21 protein-coding genes are annotated in these 18,113 nt (G+C 47.0%); 12 read left to right on the top strand and 9 right to left on the bottom strand.

All coding sequences use genetic code 11. From position 1 onward, the window contains the following. Positions 1–13: 13 nt before the first annotated feature. Together WH95_RS04435 and WH95_RS04440 are read right to left on the bottom strand one after the other, a co-directional pair. The gene (locus WH95_RS04435) at positions 14–514 is read right to left on the bottom strand and encodes a type III secretion system chaperone family protein (RefSeq protein WP_046503578.1); all 501 of its coding nucleotides are present in this window, start codon (positions 512–514) and stop codon (positions 14–16) included. Between the two features lie 257 nt (positions 515–771). Continuing rightward, positions 772–1,089: an accessory factor UbiK family protein gene (locus WH95_RS04440; protein ID WP_046503581.1), complete on the bottom strand. Its 318-nt coding sequence runs from the start codon at positions 1,087–1,089 to the stop codon at positions 772–774. A 230-nt stretch (positions 1,090–1,319) separates the two neighbouring features. On the opposite strand from WH95_RS04440, the gene rfaD reads away from it, so the two are divergent. The 9 genes from rfaD to ychF all read left to right on the top strand — a co-directional run bounded on the left by rfaD (position 1,320) and on the right by ychF (position 9,962). Next, positions 1,320–2,303, top strand: coding sequence for an ADP-glyceromanno-heptose 6-epimerase (rfaD, locus tag WH95_RS04445; protein WP_046503584.1), 984 nt, complete (start codon positions 1,320–1,322; stop codon positions 2,301–2,303). Next, positions 2,300–3,199 (top strand): prolipoprotein diacylglyceryl transferase, encoded by a 900-nt coding sequence (gene lgt, locus WH95_RS04450; RefSeq protein ID WP_046503587.1) that lies wholly within the window; start codon positions 2,300–2,302, stop codon positions 3,197–3,199. The genes rfaD and lgt overlap by 4 nt, the downstream gene beginning before the upstream one ends. Further along, positions 3,196–4,314 carry a class I SAM-dependent methyltransferase gene (locus WH95_RS04455; RefSeq protein WP_046503590.1) on the top strand — a complete coding sequence of 373 codons (1,119 nt, stop codon included), beginning with the start codon at positions 3,196–3,198 and terminating at the stop codon, positions 4,312–4,314. Before lgt ends, WH95_RS04455 begins: the two co-directional genes overlap by 4 nt. Beyond that, positions 4,311–5,087 carry a peptidoglycan editing factor PgeF gene (pgeF, locus tag WH95_RS04460; protein WP_046503593.1) on the top strand — a complete coding sequence of 259 codons (777 nt, stop codon included), beginning with the start codon at positions 4,311–4,313 and terminating at the stop codon, positions 5,085–5,087. Before WH95_RS04455 ends, pgeF begins: the two co-directional genes overlap by 4 nt. Before the next feature lie 116 nt (positions 5,088–5,203). Next, positions 5,204–6,115, top strand: a complete 912-nt coding sequence (locus tag WH95_RS04465; RefSeq protein ID WP_046503596.1) for a hypothetical protein — start codon at positions 5,204–5,206, stop codon at positions 6,113–6,115. 125 nt (positions 6,116–6,240) lie between these two features. After that, a complete protein-coding gene (locus WH95_RS04470; protein WP_046504508.1) occupies positions 6,241–7,173 on the top strand; it encodes a ribose-phosphate pyrophosphokinase in 933 nt (310 codons plus the stop codon). A 163-nt stretch (positions 7,174–7,336) separates the two neighbouring features. Beyond that, the gene (locus tag WH95_RS04475; RefSeq protein ID WP_046503598.1) at positions 7,337–7,984 is read left to right on the top strand and encodes a 50S ribosomal protein L25/general stress protein Ctc; all 648 of its coding nucleotides are present in this window, start codon (positions 7,337–7,339) and stop codon (positions 7,982–7,984) included. Positions 7,985–8,025: 41 nt separating this feature from the next. Then, positions 8,026–8,772 (top strand): aminoacyl-tRNA hydrolase, encoded by a 747-nt coding sequence (gene pth / locus WH95_RS04480; protein WP_046503601.1) that lies wholly within the window; start codon positions 8,026–8,028, stop codon positions 8,770–8,772. A gap of 92 nt (positions 8,773–8,864) precedes the next feature. Further along, positions 8,865–9,962: a redox-regulated ATPase YchF gene (gene ychF / locus WH95_RS04485; RefSeq protein WP_046503603.1), complete on the top strand. Its 1,098-nt coding sequence runs from the start codon at positions 8,865–8,867 to the stop codon at positions 9,960–9,962. Positions 9,963–10,061: 99 nt separating this feature from the next. On the opposite strand, the gene WH95_RS04490 is transcribed toward ychF, so the two are convergent. The 5 genes from WH95_RS04490 to petA form a co-directional block, all read right to left on the bottom strand. After that, positions 10,062–10,571: an HPP family protein gene (locus tag WH95_RS04490; protein WP_046503605.1), complete on the bottom strand. Its 510-nt coding sequence runs from the start codon at positions 10,569–10,571 to the stop codon at positions 10,062–10,064. Positions 10,572–10,695: 124 nt separating this feature from the next. Continuing rightward, positions 10,696–11,559, bottom strand: coding sequence for a VOC family protein (locus WH95_RS20435; protein ID WP_052741799.1), 864 nt, complete (start codon positions 11,557–11,559; stop codon positions 10,696–10,698). A gap of 167 nt (positions 11,560–11,726) precedes the next feature. Beyond that, positions 11,727–12,485 (bottom strand): cytochrome c1, encoded by a 759-nt coding sequence (locus WH95_RS04500; protein ID WP_046503608.1) that lies wholly within the window; start codon positions 12,483–12,485, stop codon positions 11,727–11,729. 16 nt (positions 12,486–12,501) lie between these two features. Continuing rightward, positions 12,502–13,713, bottom strand: coding sequence for a cytochrome b (locus WH95_RS04505; protein ID WP_046503610.1), 1,212 nt, complete (start codon positions 13,711–13,713; stop codon positions 12,502–12,504). A gap of 12 nt (positions 13,714–13,725) precedes the next feature. Next, the gene (petA, locus tag WH95_RS04510; RefSeq protein WP_046503611.1) at positions 13,726–14,280 is read right to left on the bottom strand and encodes a ubiquinol-cytochrome c reductase iron-sulfur subunit; all 555 of its coding nucleotides are present in this window, start codon (positions 14,278–14,280) and stop codon (positions 13,726–13,728) included. A gap of 322 nt (positions 14,281–14,602) precedes the next feature. Between petA and WH95_RS04515 the strand changes: the two genes are divergently transcribed. From WH95_RS04515 to WH95_RS04525, 3 genes are read left to right on the top strand one after another with little or no spacing between them, the layout of a single operon-like run. Beyond that, positions 14,603–15,079, top strand: coding sequence for a tRNA (cytidine(34)-2'-O)-methyltransferase (locus tag WH95_RS04515; protein WP_046503614.1), 477 nt, complete (start codon positions 14,603–14,605; stop codon positions 15,077–15,079). A 58-nt stretch (positions 15,080–15,137) separates the two neighbouring features. Further along, positions 15,138–16,037 carry an oxygen-dependent coproporphyrinogen oxidase gene (hemF, locus tag WH95_RS04520; protein WP_046503617.1) on the top strand — a complete coding sequence of 300 codons (900 nt, stop codon included), beginning with the start codon at positions 15,138–15,140 and terminating at the stop codon, positions 16,035–16,037. A 60-nt stretch (positions 16,038–16,097) separates the two neighbouring features. Beyond that, positions 16,098–16,634, top strand: coding sequence for a GNAT family N-acetyltransferase (locus WH95_RS04525; RefSeq protein WP_046503619.1), 537 nt, complete (start codon positions 16,098–16,100; stop codon positions 16,632–16,634). A gap of 6 nt (positions 16,635–16,640) precedes the next feature. Here WH95_RS04525 and WH95_RS04530 read toward each other — a convergent pair whose 3' ends face one another. Then, positions 16,641–17,861 (bottom strand): CCA tRNA nucleotidyltransferase, encoded by a 1,221-nt coding sequence (locus tag WH95_RS04530; protein WP_046503621.1) that lies wholly within the window; start codon positions 17,859–17,861, stop codon positions 16,641–16,643. Then, positions 17,858–18,043, bottom strand: a complete 186-nt coding sequence (locus tag WH95_RS21250) for a hypothetical protein (protein ID WP_157845890.1) — start codon at positions 18,041–18,043, stop codon at positions 17,858–17,860. The genes WH95_RS04530 and WH95_RS21250 overlap by 4 nt, the downstream gene beginning before the upstream one ends. Between the last annotated feature and the right edge of the window lie 70 nt (positions 18,044–18,113).

Consider the following 18,113-nt stretch of genomic DNA (forward strand, 5'->3'; position numbering starts at 1 on the left):
GAGAAACAGAACTCTACGCTTCTCCTGCCGTATCCATCAAGGCAAGATCTACTGCATTTAATTCGGAATCCCCCCCAGAGGATACCAACTGGATCGCAGGGATAAGACGATCCCACTCTGCAACTGCGGTCGCGACCAGATCTTCGGTTTGATCCTGAGAAAAACCATCTTGCCCTCTTAATGGCACCGTATGCCGATAAGCAGGCCCCCCGGTTTCAGGAACAAGATCAAAATGCCCAAGCCAGAGTTGATTGTTGACAGAAATCAACAGCTCACAAATACGGCTTTTGGCCAACTGTGGAATAACAACTTCACTATGACAGGCAAAAAACATGGCCTGTAACTCGCCTTGCCATTGGAAATGAAGATGAAGTGGCCCCCAATGTCCTTCAATCACTGCTAGCAGCTCGAAGTCACCTTCGCGCTCAAAATCCCAGTTATAGTCCAGGATCCATTCTTCGATAGCATCAATAGGATTGAAAGGTAGTCGCTCATTCGTAGTTTCTGAGTTCATTGCACTAACCCCTCACTAAGTATAGTTGAGCAAGATACAATAGTTACCGCCACAGTCCATATATTGAATTAATGTGACAGAGTACTACCAAATATAGTGTGACACAGAACGAATCTTGGGATCAAGAAAAAACGTAAAATAAAAGCCCGGGCAACAGCCGGGCTTTTATGTATCTAGACGTCAGATCGCAAACTAAGCAGTCACAATTCACCTTATCTCCATAGAGATGACCAAGTGACCTCTGCTCACCCCATGAGTTATTCAGCTTTTTTAGGGGCCGCTTTTTTTGCCGCTGAGGTCCGCGTTTTTGCTTTTGATGCCCCTTCCAACTTATCCAGTCGAGCTTCAAGGGTTGCGACTTTTTCAGCCAGGTCTTCGCTTTCTTCGCGCGCTTTGACTGCAACAGCTTTCATCACGTCAAACTCTTCGCGTGGGACCACATCCATTTGAGAGATAATACGTTCAAACTGTTCACGAATCCGTGCTTCGACTTCCCCTCTCATTCCTGCAGCAGCACCCATCGCGCTACTGGCAACTTTGGCCAAATCATCGAGGATACGGTTTTGAGTTTGCATGTCTTTGCCTTTCACATCGTAAGTCTGGTCAAAAGACCTCTAACAGACTCACATTTTTGACTTTATTTAAGCCTAATATGGCCCTTTGATCACTCTGCTTCAACCTTGTTCGTTATCGTTTAAACAAAGTTCTCAAAAAATATCCTTAAAATATCGATGCAAAAGCTTCTCTATAGCTTCTCAAAAGCATATATAGGAAAGCAGAAGATATATCACGAAAGGCTTTACGCATGTTTCTCGTTACTGGCGGCGCTGGTTTTATTGGATCAAACCTCGTTGCATCCCTTGTCGGACAAGGCAAATCCGTTGTCGTCAGCGACTGGCTTGGCCATGATGACAAATGGCGTAATCTTGCAAAACACGAACTTGAAGACATTATAAAGCCTGAAACACTCCCTGAGTTTTTAACCGAAAATGCAGATAAACTCGAAGGTGTGTTTCACATGGGGGCCATTTCGGCGACCACCGAAACCGATGGCGATGCCCTTATGGAAAACAACTTTAAACTTAGCAAAGAACTTTGGCATTTCTGTGCGAAGCATAGCATTCCTTATATTTATGCCTCCTCTGCTGCAACTTATGGCGGCGGAGAACACGGTTTTGATGACGAAGAAGACATCACACACCTTGCCAAACTCCAACCTCTAAATGGCTATGGCTGGAGCAAGCAACTCTTTGATCGCTGGGTAGCACGCCGGATTGAAAACAACGATCCCCAACCACCACAATGGGCCGGTCTCAAATTTTTTAACGTCTATGGCCCAAACGAATATCACAAAGGTGGACAGGCAAGCGTTGCATTCCACCTTTTCAATCAGGTGACGTCCGGTGAAGCCGCAAAGCTATTCCAATCGCATCACCCTGATTATTCTGATGGCGGACAACTACGTGACTTTATCGCAGTTGAAGATTGCGTGCGTGTTATGATGTGGCTAAAGGACAATCCGACAGTTAGTGGCCTGTTCAACGTCGGAACAGGTCAGGCAAGGTCTTTCGTTGATTTAGCCCGGGCAGTGTTCTCGGCAATGAACCGTAATGAGAATATCAAATACGTCCCGACGCCAGAAAATATTCGTGACAAATACCAATACTTCACCGAAGCCCGTATGAGTAAGCTAAAAGAGGCCGGGTACGACCATCCCTTCACATCATTGGAAGAAGGTGTGCAACGTTACGTCACAGAATTTCTTGCACAGGAAGACGCATATAAATGACACAGGAATTGGTCTTCGCTGCACTCACCTATCCAGAAATTGACCCCATAGCCATTAGCTTGGGCCCTTTGGCGATACGTTGGTATTCGCTGGCTTACATATTTGGCATCATTCTTGGTTGGCGCTATTGCCGATGGCTTTGCTTTCAGGCCCCGAGACAACTACGCCCGATTGCCATGGATGACTTTATCGTTTGGGTGACACTGGGGATCATTCTTGGCGGAAGACTGGGTTATGTACTTTTCTATAACTTCACCTATTTCCTTTATAATCCGCTCGAAATTCTAGCCGTTTGGCAAGGGGGAATGAGCTTCCATGGTGGCCTTTTAGGTGTCATTACAGCCATGGTTCTCTTTGCCCGCAAAGAAAAGATACACTTTCTCGCGCTGGCCGATATTATAGCCTGTGCGACACCAATTGGCCTGCTCTTTGGTCGTCTCGCAAACTTTATCAACGGTGAGCTATTTGGCCGGGTAACAACGGCAGAAATTGGCATGGTATTCCCGGATGGGGGGCCTCTGCCTCGCCATCCAAGCCAACTCTACGAAGCAGGCCTCGAAGGACTTACCTTGCTTCTGGTTCTCTATCTCGTTGTCCGAGCAGGCGGACTTCGTCGCAGAGGCCTGACAGCAGGCTTGTTCCTGGTTGGATACGGCCTGTCCCGAACAGTTGTTGAATTTTTCAGAGAACCGGACGCCCACATCGGCTTCCTCTTTGCAGAAATAACAATTGGGCAGCTTCTGTCATCGCCTATGATACTCGGCGGTATCATTTTGGTGGTTCTGGCTTTTCGGCAACCGCTCCAAACAACCGGACCAGAATTCAAACCTGAAGACATCTCCCCAAAAGAGGCTGATAAAGCGGCAAAAAAGAAAGCTTCATCGAATAAGAAATGAATACAACGCCCAAAAAAGGATCACTTTTTGAAAGCTTTCGTCGGCGCATAAAGCTAGAAGGTGCCATATCCGTCGCTGATTATATGGCTGATGTTCTGGTCGCCCCGACACATGGCTATTACATGTCGAATGAACCTTTTGGCCTATCCGGAGATTTCATAACCTCCCCCGAAATAAGCCAGATGTTTGGTGAGCTTATCGGTTTTTGGTGTGCAGATACCTGGTACAATATGGGGGGGCCAACAGAAATTCATTTGGTCGAGATGGGACCAGGCCGCGGTACACTCATGAGCGACCTAATGCGGGCGGCTGCAATGGTGCCCGGTTTTCACCAGACTGTGAAAATAAACCTTATTGAAGTCAGCCCGAAGCTACGAAAAAAGCAAAAAGAAGCCCTAAGCGGATATGATGTTAGCTGGCATGACGACTTGACAGATCTCCCCAAGGGGCCCTGTATCTTTATTGCCAATGAATTCTTTGATGCCCTGCCTTTTCGTCAATTCGAGCGATCTCCCAAAGGCTGGTGCGAGCGCTTGGTCACCTTGAACGAAAATGAAACCGATCTGGTCTTTACGCTTTCCCCCCCATCAAAAGCGATTGAGACGATTATTCCCCAAGAGTTAATTGATAATCATGAGGGAGCCGTCGTAGAGCTTTCATCAATAGCGGCCAACGTTTCTGCACAGGTATCCCATCATATCAGTCACTATGGTGGCGCCGCGCTTTTCGTAGATTATGGGTGGGAAAAACCAACAGCAAAACCAAGCCTACAAGCTATCCGTAATCACAAAAAACACCCAGTCCTGAAAGAACCGGGTACAGCAGATATTTCTGCGTTTGTTGATTTCCCCACTTTGAAAAAATCAGCTGAAGCAAATGGAGTTGCTGTTCATGGCCCTGTGAATCAGGGGGATTTCCTGAAAAATCTTGGGATTGAACAGCGCGCCGAAATGTTACGCTTAAACGCCGATAAAAAGCAGGCTATAGATATTACGGCAGCAGAACACCGGCTGACCGACCCGAGTCAAATGGGAACCCTGTTCAAAGTCATGGCCCTGACAAAACCTGATCAGCCCACTCCAGCTGCATTTCCAGAACCAAAGGAAATATCATGATAAAAAACCCCGTACTGGATCAGCACAAGAACATCAAGCATGGTTTTCTGACCCGACAGGATGGAGTGAGTGAAGGTTTGTATTCATCGCTTAATTGCGGATATGGTGCCGATGAGCCTCATGAAAATGTAACCCAAAACAGGTTGCTTGCACTTGAGCAAATGGGTTGTCCCCAAGCCAAACTTGTCACTGGGTATCAAATTCATTCCGCAAATGTAGAGATCGTCAAAACACCCTGGAAATGCCCCGACGATGCCCCGCAAGTTGATGCCTTGGTAACCAACCAACCCGATCTCGCCCTGGGTATTATGACCGCAGATTGTGCGCCGGTTCTTTTTGCTGATCCTGATGCACAAGTGATCGGGGCGGCACATGCGGGTTGGCAGGGTGCGATCAAAGGGGTTACCGATAACACGATCGAAGCCATGGAAAGCCTGGGTGCAACCAGATCAAATATCTATACGGCAATTGGCCCCTGTATTGCCCAAGCCTCTTATGAAGTTGGCGCCGAGTTTGCACATCGTTTCTTTGAAGATACTGATGATAATATGGCTTACTTCATTCCCTCGCCCCGAGAAGGGAAATTTCTTTTTGACCTTCGCCAATATGTTGGCGACAGATTGAAAAAATCCGGTGCGAAACAAGTATCCATTTCAAAGAATGATACCTATGCCGAAGAAAACCTGTTTTTCAGCTATCGCCGTTCCTGCCACAGAAAAGAAGCTGATTACGGCAGAGGTATATCCATCATATCACTCGAAAGAACAAGCTGATGCCACACTTAATTCTCTTCTTTCTAATGTGTATTCTCGGCATTCTCGCGACGTGCAGTTTTATGTGATAACAAATTCAGCTCAATATCCATGCCTTTGTTTCATTACTCAATTATATGACCAGATTATTTCCTCTTCTTGCTATCTTGATGATTACCGCCTGTGGCCCTCTGCCCCGGCCTTTCATTGCGCAGGAACCAAATAGCAACCCGCTCCTTCAGCTAGAGAATACCCGCCCCCTTGCTGTTGAGCCGCCTATTTTCAAGGTAGATGAAACAGCGACAGAGACAAATGACCTTACCTTGTGGGCACAGGATAACCTGAGCATCGCTTTACGTGACCAGGATTTACCGGCAGCAAACTATGCTTTTGCCTCGAATAGCCTGCACCTATACAGCAGCTTTGAAACAGAAAGGATTGCTGGCGATCAAGTTCTATTGAGCCTCAAAATCAAAGTTACCGAAACCGCAACGCCTGATCTTTTGCTGGTTGAATTGGAAGAAATAACCAAAGTCCCCGCGGTACATTTGACTAAAGATGCAAAACCAGTTCTTGCGGAGCTCATAAAAAGAGCAGCACAAAACGTTAGTTTCAAAATCTCACAGCTTGATCAGGAAAACGATCCCCAACCACAGGCGACAGATCATATTTCTATCCAACTCGCCTCTTTGCCTGATAATCTTGATGACAGAACCAGGAAAGTACTGGAAAGCGAATTAAGAGCCTCATTCCAAATCAGAAAGCTGTATCTGACACACCAGTCAAACGAGGCCTCTACTTACAAGCTCAACTTGAAAATCAATCTGTCCAAACAAAACGATCAAGGCATTTTGTCCCTACTCTGGATTCTAGAAGACAGCGCCAACGGTGACGAAATCGGCCAAATCAGCCAAACCAACCCAATTCCCAATCTCCCACTTTCGCGTATACTAATTCCGGCCTCAGAGGCAATTGCAGAGGGAACTTCTATGGGAATCAAGGACTTGCTGCAACAAAAGAGTCTTCAAAATCAAACTGTTCTGAAATAAGCAAGAAACGAATCTTTATGGGCGTTTACAGAAAAGACTGAGATTGCTAAGTTCCGCCCGTCCAATATGAAAACTGCCGACAAGTCATCTGTTATGGCTTGTCCAGCCTAGCCGGGGATTTTGGCGTGAAGATCTTAACGGGTAACAGCAACCGACCATTGGCCGAGGCCATTTCTGCATATTTGAATCTGCCACTGACAAAAGCATCAGTGAGACGGTTTTCTGATGAAGAAGTTTTTGTGGAAATCCACGAAAACGTGCGCGGTGAAGACGTATTTATTATTCAACCGACATCCTATCCTACCAATGACAACCTTATGGAACTTTTGGTAACGATAGATGCACTGAAACGCAGCTCAGCAAGCCGCATAACAGCCGTAATGCCATACTATGGCTACGCAAGGCAGGATCGTAAATCCAGCCCTCGCACACCAATTTCGGCGAAACTTGTTGCAAACCTGATTCAAACTGCCGGGGCGGATCGCGTTCTGACCATGGATCTCCATGCAGGACAGATCCAGGGCTTCTTTGACATTCCGACAGATAACCTTTTTGCGGCACCTGTCTTTATCAAAGACATCCAAGAAAGAACCTCCGACGGACCTTTGACAATTGTATCACCTGACGTTGGTGGTGTTGTTCGCGCAAGAGCAATTGCCAAACGCCTTGATGCAGATCTGGCAATTATCGACAAACGTCGTGAAAAAGCCGGTGTTTCAGAAGTGATGAACATCATCGGCGATGTAAAAGGTCAGCGTTGCATTCTGATCGATGACATCGTGGATTCGGCTGGTACCCTCTGTAATGCAGCCGGTGCCTTGAAGGATGCGGGCGCAACAGCAGTTTCTGCCTACATCTCTCACGGTGTTCTATCTGGTGGTGCTGTGGCGCGGGTCACCTCTTCTCCGCTTGAGGAGCTTGTCACGACAGATTCAATCCAGGCAACAGAAGCAGTTCGGGTTGCTCATAACATGCGTCAAATTTCCGTTGCACCATTACTTGGTGAAGCAATGCGCCGCATCAGTGATGAGCAATCTGTATCCTGTCTGTTTGACTGATTGCGGCTAACCACGGTTAATTACTGCGGATTAATTTGACGAATAGCTTTCGTCCGTATACAAGACGGGCGAATTCTCTGGCTCAGCACCCCTGGAGGCTGGCCAGTTACTGCATCGGCGGAGCAAATGCTCTGCCGCTGTCATTTTACTTTTGGAGACTAAAATGAGTGATATCACAAAAGTGAGCGCTGAAGCTCGCGATAGAGCCGGCAAGGGGCCCGCTCGTGCCGCTCGTCGTGCAGGCCTGGTTCCTGCCGTCATCTATGGTGCAAAAAAAGACCCTGTCATGATCAACCTGGACCCACGTCCGATCGTTAAAGAGTACAACTCTGGTCACTTTGGTACCCGCCTTTGGGAAATCGAAGTTGGTGGTAAAAAAGAGCGTACACTTCCACGTGACATTCAATTGCACCCTGTAACAGACATGGTTGAGCACGTTGACTTCCTTCGCGTTTCTGCCAAAACATCTGTTAACGTGATGATCCCTGTTGCATTCATCAACGAAGATACTTGCCCTGGCCTTAAACAGGGTGGTGTTCTTAACGTTGTACGTTATGACATCGAGCTATCTTGCCGCGCTGACCACATTCCAGAAAACATCGAAGTTGATCTGGCTGGTGTTGAGCTGGGTGACAGTGTTCACATTTCTTCCGTGACTCTTCCCGACGGCACAGAGCCAGTAATTTCTGATCGTGACTTCACAATCGCGACGATTGCTGTACCAAGCTCTGTTAAGTCTGCGAAAGCTGATGAAGAAGGCGAAGAAGAAGTTGCAGGTGAAGAAGAAGCAGCACCAGCAGCTGAAGAGTAAGATATCTCTATTTTGATCTGAGAACCTAGAGGTAAACTGACATGCTATTGTTTGTGGGTCTCGGTAATCCAGGTCAAAAGTACGAGAATAACCGACACAACATCGGTTTTATGGCGGTGGACAATATTGTCCACCGCCATAACTTTTCACCCTGGCGTTCTCGTTTTCAGGGAAAGACTTCTGAGGGCAGGATTGGAACCGAAAAGGTTCTTATCCTCAAACCAGAAACCTATATGAACGAATCTGGCCGTGCTGTTGGCGAAGCAATTCGTTTTTTTAAAATCGATCCCGAAGATGTCTTTGTCTTTTATGACGAGCTTGATCTTGCCCCCGGGAAGCTCCGCATCAAGAAAGCAGGTGGGTCAGGTGGTCATAATGGCATCAAATCTATTGATGCACATATTGGCAAAGAGTACTGGCGCTTGCGGATGGGAATTGGTCACCCAGGCAAAGAACGTGTTACCAGTCATGTTCTCGGTGACTTTTCAAAGGCTGATCAAGATTGGCTCGGCAAAGAAATTGACGCCATTTCCCGACACATCGACCTGCTTGCAAAGGGTGACACCCCTGGCTTTATGTCAAAGGTTGCCCAAGACGTTGCGCCCCCCAAAGCAAAGAAAATGTCGACACAAAAAGCACCATCTGAAATGCCCGGGGATGACAAAAAAGCTCCTAAAACAGTAAAGCAAGAAACAACCAAGACAGATGCAAACGTCAAAAAGAGCAAAGACGGATGGCAATCGACCTTGGCTAACTGGTTCAGTAATAGTAAAACCCCCCAAGATTAATGATATTTTTAGCCATTGGCTTAATTAGATAACAACTGTTCTCGGCATTACAGACCATGCTTCGACGAGAACCATAGTGAAAGGGAATACCCATGGGTTTCAACTGCGGCATCGTCGGCTTGCCAAACGTAGGCAAATCCACACTTTTCAATGCGCTGACTGAAACAGCAGCAGCCGAAGCGGCCAACTATCCTTTCTGCACGATTGAACCGAACGTTGGTCGGGTTGCTGTACCTGATCCCCGTTTGGACAAGATTGCAGCCATTGCCAGTTCCCAAAAAATTATCCCAACCCAACTTGAGTTTGTGGATATCGCTGGTCTGGTCCGTGGTGCATCCAAGGGCGAAGGCATGGGGAACGAATTTCTTGGCAACATTCGTTCTGTTGATGCCATTGTTCATGTTTTACGCTGCTTTGATGGCGAAGTAACCCATGTTGACGGGTCCGTTGATCCAGTACGGGATGCAGAGACCGTCGAAACAGAGCTCCTTATCGCTGATCTTGAATCTGTTGAGAAGCAAATCACATCCAATGCAAAGCGAGCAAAGGGCGGTGACAAAGAAGCCAAAGCTAAACTTGAAGTTCTGAATATTGTAGTCGAAGTCCTCCAAGAGGGTAAGCCAGCAAGAACAGCTGATATATCTTCAGATCAACGCGCAATATACAATCAACTTCAATTGCTCACTGCAAAGCCTGTTCTTTATGTAGCAAACGTTGAAGAAGAGAATGCCGCGACTGGAAACGATTACTCCAAACAAGTCGAGGAAATGGCTGCGGCCTCTGGTGGTGTGAGTGTTATTATCTCTGCGGCAATCGAAGCAGAAGTTGCTTCCCTTTCTGATCCAGAAGAAAAATCTGAATTCCTCGCCGATCTCGGTCTGGAAGAAACTGGTCTGAAAAGAATTATTGCTGCGGGTTATGGCCTACTCGGCCTTCTTACCTTCTTTACTGTTGGCCCTAAAGAAGCACGAGCCTGGACAGTTGTAGAAGGATCGACAGCACCAAATGCTGCCGGCGCTATCCATACCGACTTTGAACGTGGCTTTATTCGTGCAGAAACCATTGCCTATGACGATTACATCGAATGTAATGGTGAACAAGGCGCAAAAGATGCGGGAAAAATGCGTGCTGAAGGAAAAGAATACATCGCCAAGGATGGTGATATCTTCCACTTCCGCTTCAACGTTTAAAAGTTGTTATATCAGCACGTTAAATTTAAAAGGCGGCTAATCAAGCCGCCTTTTTATTTATAGATTTCACACTCCTTATCACATCAACACCAACAAAGCTCACCAGTATTCTGGATAAGACCTGTTGCGCGACAAATTGTTCGTGATCAAACCAACAAACAGGATAATAAACGCCCCACTTAATACCGGGGTAAAAACAAACGACCAATCAGCACCTTCGAGCATAATCACAAGCGGTGTAGCTCCAGCTGGCGCATGAAGAGTTCGCGTTAGCTGCATAAAAGCAATTGCCGTAGCAACAGCAACCCCCATAGAAAACCAGTTTGCCCCAAGTGCCTCAAGGACAAGCAACCCTATTAATGCTGCAATTAGATGGCCAAGGACTAGACTGCGCGGTTGCGCCAACGGACTATTAGGTACCCCGAAAACCAGTACACAACTTGCCCCAAATGGCGCCATAAAGAACAAAGCCCCAGCCTGATCAGATAGCCACGCGATTGCACCAATTGCGACCATAGCCCCAAGCCAGCTCCACCAAATATGGCTAACACTGGGAATTGCAGGAACAGCAGTTCCTCTTCCCCGATACTTCAAGAGGTAATTTTTCATCACATAAATCCAAGTTTTATCCAGGACAGGATATAAGGAAAGTATACCGAGCGTTCTATTTTTATATTTCTATCTCTTCATCAGTTATATGGATCGAAGGGATAATTAGAAGACGCCAATATTACTAAAGGCCATCAAAGGCCAGAACAACCCCGCAGGCATCATTTTTCTGCACACTGATACGTGTATTGCCTTCACGTTGGTAACTAACCCTGTATTGGTCAAAATAAGCCTGTGTGACCTTTAAATTTTCTGCCCAAAGATGAATGGCAATCATGTAGCTTTCAGTTATGGGATTACTCTGCTCATATCCTGGGTAAAATCGACTAATATCTTCCGGAGCAATAAACCGCAAAACCTGCTTACGCTCGCTCACATAGACATCAATACACCCATCGGTAACAACGACTGCATCCGCACCAAAAAAATCTGAATACTTCGTAATCACGTCACTTGGGCTTGGGGTCACATAAACCACCCGCTTGATACCACAAGCACTATTTGCATGTTCAAGCCACTGGCTTTGCCAGACTACGTCCGGAGTTTTATGATCACAAACAAAAGAGGATACTTGGGGACTAACTTGATTGTCATATCGCAAAAGCTCGAATGCTGGCATGACATCACCATGTTCCAGCTCTAGTATACGCTTTAGATCTTTGGGTCCATCAATAGGCACATTCATCTCTTGCAAGCAAGCCGCTGTCTGGCTGATATTCTCGCTTCTGAATGCCAAACCAAGTCCCCCCTGCCCGCTTTCAAGAAAAACATCCAGTCCGTTGGTATCCTGACTTTTGTCAACGATACCGATTAATTCCAGATAATCGTCGGGAAACATAATACAGTAATTGGCGGTCCCCCACCCGATATGCCGTCCCCTGGGTGTTAATCGAAACCCGAGACGTAGGTAATGATGACGAGCCTCTTCCAACTGCTGCACGCCAATTAAAAGATGATCAATCCCCTTGAGAGACGAACTGAAAAGCATTCAAATTTCCCTTTGATATCTATTCGGCAAATCAAGCCTACTCTATCCTGATGACAATGGTAATCCCTCATCTTGCCAAGGCACATCCGACACCAAAATTTTTCGAAAAATGTCATAAAAAAAGGCTGCTCGAACCAAGCAGCCTTTCTCGTAAACCAAGAAAAATCTTAGTGGACTTTAGCAAATACCTTACGCTTTGCAGCATACATAATCAGTGTAAAGATGATCAGGAAGATCATAACTTTCACGCCAGTATTCTTACGCGCTTCAAGCTTTGGCTCAGCAGCCCACATCATGAAATGGCTAACATCAGCCGCCATCTGATCAACCGTTGCAGCTGTACCATCACCATATTCCACAGCATCTTCTGAAAGTGGCGGAGCCATTGCAATCAGATGACCTGGAAAATATTTGTTATAGCTCAGATCACCAGTCTCGAAACCTTCTGGCGCATCTTCGTAACCAGTCAACAGAGCACGAACAAAGTTTGGTCCGCCAACACGTGCTTTCGCCATTAGTGAAAGATCGGGGGGCGCTTTACCACCGTTTGAAGCTGCTGCTGCTTTTTCATTCGGAAATGGTGCCGGGAAATAATCAGACGGAATAGCATTACGCTCAAACATTTCGCCTTCATCATTTGGTCCATCTTCAACTGTATATTCAGCAGCAATCGCCTTGATTTCATCTACATTGTAGCCAAGATCAGCCAGGTTACGGAATGCAATCAAATCAAGCGAGTGACATCCAGAGCAAACTTCTTTGTAAACTTGAAATCCACGTTGTAGAGCAGCTTTATCATAAGTGCCAAAAACACCGTCAAAGCTCCACTCATAGTCAGGCAACGGAACAGCATCCCCTGCTGAATAGGCAGGTACTGTTGCAAAACCAAGGGCCGCAGCAAAGAGGCCAGACAGAATTTTCTTCATAGGTCTTTCCCCTCTCTTAAGATTTCAACACGGCTTCATGGATAGAGCTCGGCAATTCTCGCGGACGCTCAATCATCGGCAGAATTACAGGAAGCAATATCAAGAAGTGGAAGAAGTAATAAACAGTCGCGATCTGACTTGCGACAACGTACCAACCTTCAGCTGGCTTACCGCCAAGATAACCAAGGAAAAGGCCATTGAGAAGGAAGATCCAGAAGAAAATTCTGGCAACGGGACGGAACTTACAGCTACGTATTTTTGAACGATCCAGCCAAGGTAGAACAAACAAAACAGCAATAGCACCGAACATGGCAATAACGCCACCAAGTTTATCAGGAACCGCACGCAAGATTGCATAGAAAGGCAGGAAGTACCATTCAGGAACAATGTGCGCAGGTGTCGATAGCGGGTTCGCTGGAATATAGTTATCCGGATGCCCCATATAGTTAGGTGCCCAGAACAGGAATGCCGAGAAAGCCATAAGGAATACGCCAAGACCAAACAGATCTTTAATGGTGTAATAAGGCTGGAATGTCAGGCTGTCCTGTGGACCTTTCATATCAATACCGAGCGGGTTGTTCGAGGTCACAGTGTGAAGAGCCACAATGTGAAGAACAACAACAGCAACGATAATGAATGGCAACAGATAGTGCAGCGCAAAGAAACGGTTCAATGTTGGATTATCAACAGAGAAACCACCCCAAAGCCAGGTAACAATGTTCTCACCAACAATCGGGATGGCAGAGAAAAGGTTTGTGATAACCGTTGCACCCCAGAAGCTCATTTGACCCCATGGAAGCACGTAGCCCATGAACGCAGTTGCCATCATCAACAAGAAGATAACAACACCCAACTGCCAAAGAAGTTCGCGTGGTGCTTTATAAGATCCGTAATACAGTCCACGCATGATGTGGATGTAAACAGCAATAAAGAAGAACGATGCCATATTCATGTGAATATAACGGATCAACCAACCGTTATTCACATCACGCATGATACGTTCAACTGAATTGAAGGCCAAATCAACATGCGGTGTATACTGCATCGCAAGAATGATACCCGTTACAATCATTGTCACCAGAGCAAATCCGGCAAGCGATCCAAAGTTCCAAAGATAGTTCAGGTTCTTTGGCATTGGGTATTCGTAAAGGGTGTGATGTCCCATAGAGATCAGAGGCAGACGATCCTCAACCCACTGGACGACTTTATTATTCGTTTTAAAACTCATGACCTGTTCCCCCTAGCCGATCTTGATAGAGTTGTCAGTCAAGAAAACATAAGGTGGCACTTCCAGGTTTGTGGGTGCCGGTCCCTTACGAATACGTCCTGATGTATCATAGTGCGAACCATGGCAAGGGCAGAACCACCCGCCATAATCACCCCGTGATTCACCCGTTTTCTGACCAAGTGGAACACATCCCAGGTGTGTACAAACACCAACAAGAACGAGCCATTCAGGTTTTTCAACACGATCTTCATCCGTTTGAGGATCAGGAAGATCAGCCAGCGGAGTTTCCTCTGCAAGGGCGATTTCTTCAGCTCCACGACGTCTGATAAATACAGGCTTACCGCGCCATGTAATTGTTACGGATTGACCTTCTTCGATCGGTGACAAATCTACCTCGGTAGAAGATAGAGCCAGAACATCAGCCGAAGGATTCATAGAATCGATCATCGGCCATATTGCACCAGCAGCCCCGACAACGGTCATAGCCCCGGCCGTCAGGTACAGAAATTCACGCCGGGTCTCGCCGGACCCTTGGGCGGAATTTTCAGGATTCGCGCCGTCTGCCATTTGTGTAATCCCTATTTTCATCTCTCAAGCTTACAACTCTAAAACAAAGAGCTGCGATACGATACAGGATTTTTGGGCCATTGCCCTTGTCTAACCCTAATTGCGCCCCCATCTAAGCATCGCTGGATGCAAGAACGGATGTGACATCCTGTCGCACTTAGGACTAGTCCTATATTTAGAGACAGGGATATAAAGGATTTGTCATAGAAAGGCAAAGACTCTAAGTGTGAGTCGGACAGGAAAATAACGTTTTTTCCGTCACTTCCGTATTTATGGCCCCGATTTATGGCGATATCCATTGCCTCAGTAAGAGATAAACAGCATGCGTCTTGCTCTTTACCAACCAGATATCCCCCAAAACACAGGAACAATGCTTCGCATGGCTGCCTGTCTTGATGTTGCAGTCGATATTATTGAACCCTGTGGATTTGTTCTCAACGACAAACGCATGAAACGATCCGGTATGGATTACCTGGACCAAACAGAGCTTGTTCGACACACATCCTGGGATGCTTTTAATAACAATCGGTTGGCAAGCGCCCGACCAAAACGTCTGATATTGCTTTCAACCAAAGCGACAACCACCTATCCGGACTTTAGTTTTGAGCCCGACGACATACTCATGGTCGGCAGAGAATCAGCCGGGGTCCCTGACGATGTTCACAAGGCTGTTGATCATTCCGTTCTCATTCCCATGGCAGCTGGCGTCCGCTCGCTCAACATCGCGGTATCTGCTGCTATAGTTCTTGGCGAAGCACTGCGACAGACAGGTGGATTTCCTGTCCCAAGCACCGTATAAAGTTTATATTACCTATCCACATTCCTGCCCCAGAACACCAAAACCACACGAGTAACAAATGTACCAACGGCAAGATCCGACAAGTCCCTTTCCCAATCACAGCGCACCGGACGACCATAAAGAACAGGCCCAACGCTGGTTCAGACAACTTCGGGATAGTATATGTGCCGAGTTCGAAAGGCTGGAAGACGAACTTTCCGGTACTGTTCTTGCGAAACTGGGCGAACCTGTTGCGGGCCGTTTTGAACGCAAACAGTGGGACCGCGATGGTGGTGGCGGTGGTGAAATGTCTATCATGCGCGGACGCGTGTTCGAAAAAGTGGGCGTTAACATATCCACAGTCATGGGGGAATTCAGTGAAGAGTTTTCCAAGCGCATTCCCGGCGCAGATAAAGACCCAAGATTCTGGGCCAGTGGTATTTCCCTTGTCGCCCACATGCATTCACCGCTTGTCCCCGCCGTTCACATGAACACACGTCATATTGTCACGACAACCAGTTGGTTTGGTGGCGGTGGTGATTTGAACCCCATGTATCCTGTCGATCAGGACACCCATGACTTTCACCGGGCATACAAAGACGCCTGTGACAAACACAATCCGGGCTTTTTTCCTGTCTTCAAGGAATGGTGTGATGAATATTTCTATATTCCTCATCGTAATGAAGCCCGCGGTGTCGGTGGCATTTTCTATGACTACCTGAACACAGGAAACTGGAACGCTGATTTTGCCTTTACACAGGATGTGGGCCGCGCATTTCTGGATATCTATCCCCAGATTGTGAGGCGTCACATGCACAAGGACTGGAACGACGAACAGAGGAAACATCAACTGTTCCGTCGGGGACGCTATGCAGAATTCAACTTGCTCTATGATCGCGGCACCATGTTTGGTCTTAAGACAGGGGGCAATGTCGAAGCAATTCTTATGTCCATGCCGCCGGAAGCTGCCTGGCCCTAAACCCGCCAGAGGGACGACAGAAAACAATCCGATAGATAAAACCACCCAAGGACCAGACCTATGCCATCGGTGCAGCAAAAGATCATATTGGAAACAGATCGCCTTATCGTCAGAGAGCTTGGCGAGACCGATGCGCCCTTTATCCTACGTCTTTTGAATGACCCGGCTTTCATTAAAAATATCGTCGATAAAGAAGTCAGAACACTTGATCAGGCCTGTGAGTATATTAATTCTGGACCTGTAGCCAGTTACCGCGAAAACGGATTTGGCCTCTACGTAGTTATCCTGAAAGAAGGAAAAGCGTCCATCGGCATGTGCGGGTTGGTAAAGCGTGATGGATTGGATGATCCTGATATTGGCTATGCCCTGCTCCCTGAATACTGCTCAAAAGGCTATGCTGCCGAGGCTGCCGACGCCGTTCTCAGATATGGGCACGATCAACTGGGGCTAGAGAAAATCGTTGGCATCGTAAATCCCGATAATACAGGCTCTGCCAGAGTACTTGAGAAAATTGGCCTTACATTTGAAAAAATGATCAAGGTTTCAGAAGATCTCCCCGAAACAAAGTACTATGTTTCCGGGAAAGCAACCCGATAGCCCCACCTAAACCTTTAGGGCATAAGCCAAACATTCTTCGTGATCGGGCTTAAACGACTGCTCGATCCACCAGTTTTCAGTTGCCTTTAAAAGCCGACCCATTTTGGGTCCGGGTTCAACACCTGCTTGAATGAGATCTCTTCCCTGAAGCGGAAAAAAAACCGGGCGCCAGTTTTCTATTATCTTTGCACGGGAACGGGCATTCTCATGACCGAAGCTTGTACCATCCCTTGCCATTTGCAGCCTGAGAAGATCCGAAACCAATCCAGCGCCAATACGATAAAGCGCTTCTTTAAACAGCATTTCATCTGTCGAAGCATCAATTCCATACTCGGGCTCAATCAAAGAAAGAAAATGTTGTTTTTCCGCCGTGGAAAACCGTAGTCGATCGGGAATAGATCGTTTCTCTTTCGCTTCCCCCCCGTCAAGTAAAGCAACTAAACGAACCAGAGGATCCCTTCTGCCCTCCAAAGCGATAAACGCCTCGACACAATCAACGGTGCGGACTTCAGGCAGGAAATGAGAAAAAATTTGCTTCTCAAGCATTACCTTCAAGACGGGTATTGGATTGGGTGCAGCCAGAAGTTTCATCAATTCGCTGTGAATACGTTCTGCTGACAAGCCTTTTAACATAGGGGCCTTTGTTTTGGCCGCCATTACGCCTTCTTGATCAAAAGCATCTGTCCCATACCAGGCCTGGAATCGGAAAAACCGTAATAGCCTTAGCGCATCTTCTTCGATACGTGTTTCTGCCTTGCCAACAAAACGGATACGATTTTCCTTTAGATCCTGAACGCCGCCAAAGGGATCGAACACCGTCCCATCAAGACGACAGGACAGTGCATTCATCGTTAGATCCCGTCGGGCAGCATCTTCTTCCCAATTATCTGTATAGGCCACGGTTGCATGGCGACCATCGGTCTCGACATCGACCCTTAAGGTGGTAATCTCAAAAACCTGATGATTGCAAACCGCCGTTATCGTCCCATGATCAAGCCCCGTCGGAATAGCTTTGATCTTGCCAGCTTCAAGTAGCTTGATAACGGTTTCAGGGTGGTCCGGCGTCGCGATATCAATGTCTTTGATTTCACGACCGAGCATGGCATCACGCACACACCCACCAACAAAGCGGACATCTTGTCCTTGCTTGGACAACGCCCCGATGACACGCTGCGTTTCCTCTGCCAACATCCATGGCTGGCTTTCTAGCCGATAAGTCGTCGTCATGAATCAGTGTCTGTATTTTCCAGAACTTTTGGTTGGTAGCTCGGCGATACAAGGCTATCCCCCGGTGCGGGTCCAGAATTTGAGAAATAGACACCCATCGCAATTCCGGCCATGACAACACCACTTAGAAACAACCAGGCCCAAGGTCCTTGTTCGATCCAGGGTAAGTCTTCTTCACGCATTTCCCCTGCCTTTTCGGAATGGGATCTCCGGGTAACAAGATAATATGCGAAATAGAGAGCAAAAGGTAAT

The organism is Kiloniella litopenaei (assembly GCF_000982415.1).
In the GTDB taxonomy this organism is placed as follows: domain Bacteria; phylum Pseudomonadota; class Alphaproteobacteria; order Kiloniellales; family Kiloniellaceae; genus Kiloniella; species Kiloniella litopenaei.

Excerpts from the sequence above, each read along its gene's own strand:
- WH95_RS04435 (WP_046503578.1), bottom strand. The coding sequence starts at position 514 with ATGAACTCAGAAACTACGAATGAGCGACTACCTTTCAATCCTATTGAT.
- WH95_RS04440 (WP_046503581.1), bottom strand. The coding sequence starts at position 1,089 with ATGCAAACTCAAAACCGTATCCTCGATGATTTGGCCAAAGTTGCCAGT.
- rfaD (WP_046503584.1), top strand. The coding sequence starts at position 1,320 with ATGTTTCTCGTTACTGGCGGCGCTGGTTTTATTGGATCAAACCTCGTT.
- lgt (WP_046503587.1), top strand. The coding sequence starts at position 2,300 with ATGACACAGGAATTGGTCTTCGCTGCACTCACCTATCCAGAAATTGAC.
- WH95_RS04455 (WP_046503590.1), top strand. The coding sequence starts at position 3,196 with ATGAATACAACGCCCAAAAAAGGATCACTTTTTGAAAGCTTTCGTCGG.
- pgeF (WP_046503593.1), top strand. The coding sequence starts at position 4,311 with ATGATAAAAAACCCCGTACTGGATCAGCACAAGAACATCAAGCATGGT.
- WH95_RS04465 (WP_046503596.1), top strand. The coding sequence starts at position 5,204 with ATGACCAGATTATTTCCTCTTCTTGCTATCTTGATGATTACCGCCTGT.
- WH95_RS04475 (WP_046503598.1), top strand. The coding sequence starts at position 7,337 with ATGAGTGATATCACAAAAGTGAGCGCTGAAGCTCGCGATAGAGCCGGC.
- pth (WP_046503601.1), top strand. The coding sequence starts at position 8,026 with ATGCTATTGTTTGTGGGTCTCGGTAATCCAGGTCAAAAGTACGAGAAT.
- ychF (WP_046503603.1), top strand. The coding sequence starts at position 8,865 with ATGGGTTTCAACTGCGGCATCGTCGGCTTGCCAAACGTAGGCAAATCC.
- WH95_RS04490 (WP_046503605.1), bottom strand. The coding sequence starts at position 10,571 with ATGAAAAATTACCTCTTGAAGTATCGGGGAAGAGGAACTGCTGTTCCT.
- WH95_RS20435 (WP_052741799.1), bottom strand. The coding sequence starts at position 11,559 with ATGCTTTTCAGTTCGTCTCTCAAGGGGATTGATCATCTTTTAATTGGC.
- WH95_RS04500 (WP_046503608.1), bottom strand. The coding sequence starts at position 12,485 with ATGAAGAAAATTCTGTCTGGCCTCTTTGCTGCGGCCCTTGGTTTTGCA.
- WH95_RS04505 (WP_046503610.1), bottom strand. The coding sequence starts at position 13,713 with ATGAGTTTTAAAACGAATAATAAAGTCGTCCAGTGGGTTGAGGATCGT.
- petA (WP_046503611.1), bottom strand. The coding sequence starts at position 14,280 with ATGGCAGACGGCGCGAATCCTGAAAATTCCGCCCAAGGGTCCGGCGAG.
- WH95_RS04515 (WP_046503614.1), top strand. The coding sequence starts at position 14,603 with ATGCGTCTTGCTCTTTACCAACCAGATATCCCCCAAAACACAGGAACA.
- hemF (WP_046503617.1), top strand. The coding sequence starts at position 15,138 with ATGTACCAACGGCAAGATCCGACAAGTCCCTTTCCCAATCACAGCGCA.
- WH95_RS04525 (WP_046503619.1), top strand. The coding sequence starts at position 16,098 with ATGCCATCGGTGCAGCAAAAGATCATATTGGAAACAGATCGCCTTATC.
- WH95_RS04530 (WP_046503621.1), bottom strand. The coding sequence starts at position 17,861 with ATGACGACGACTTATCGGCTAGAAAGCCAGCCATGGATGTTGGCAGAG.
- WH95_RS21250 (WP_157845890.1), bottom strand. The coding sequence starts at position 18,043 with ATGCGTGAAGAAGACTTACCCTGGATCGAACAAGGACCTTGGGCCTGG.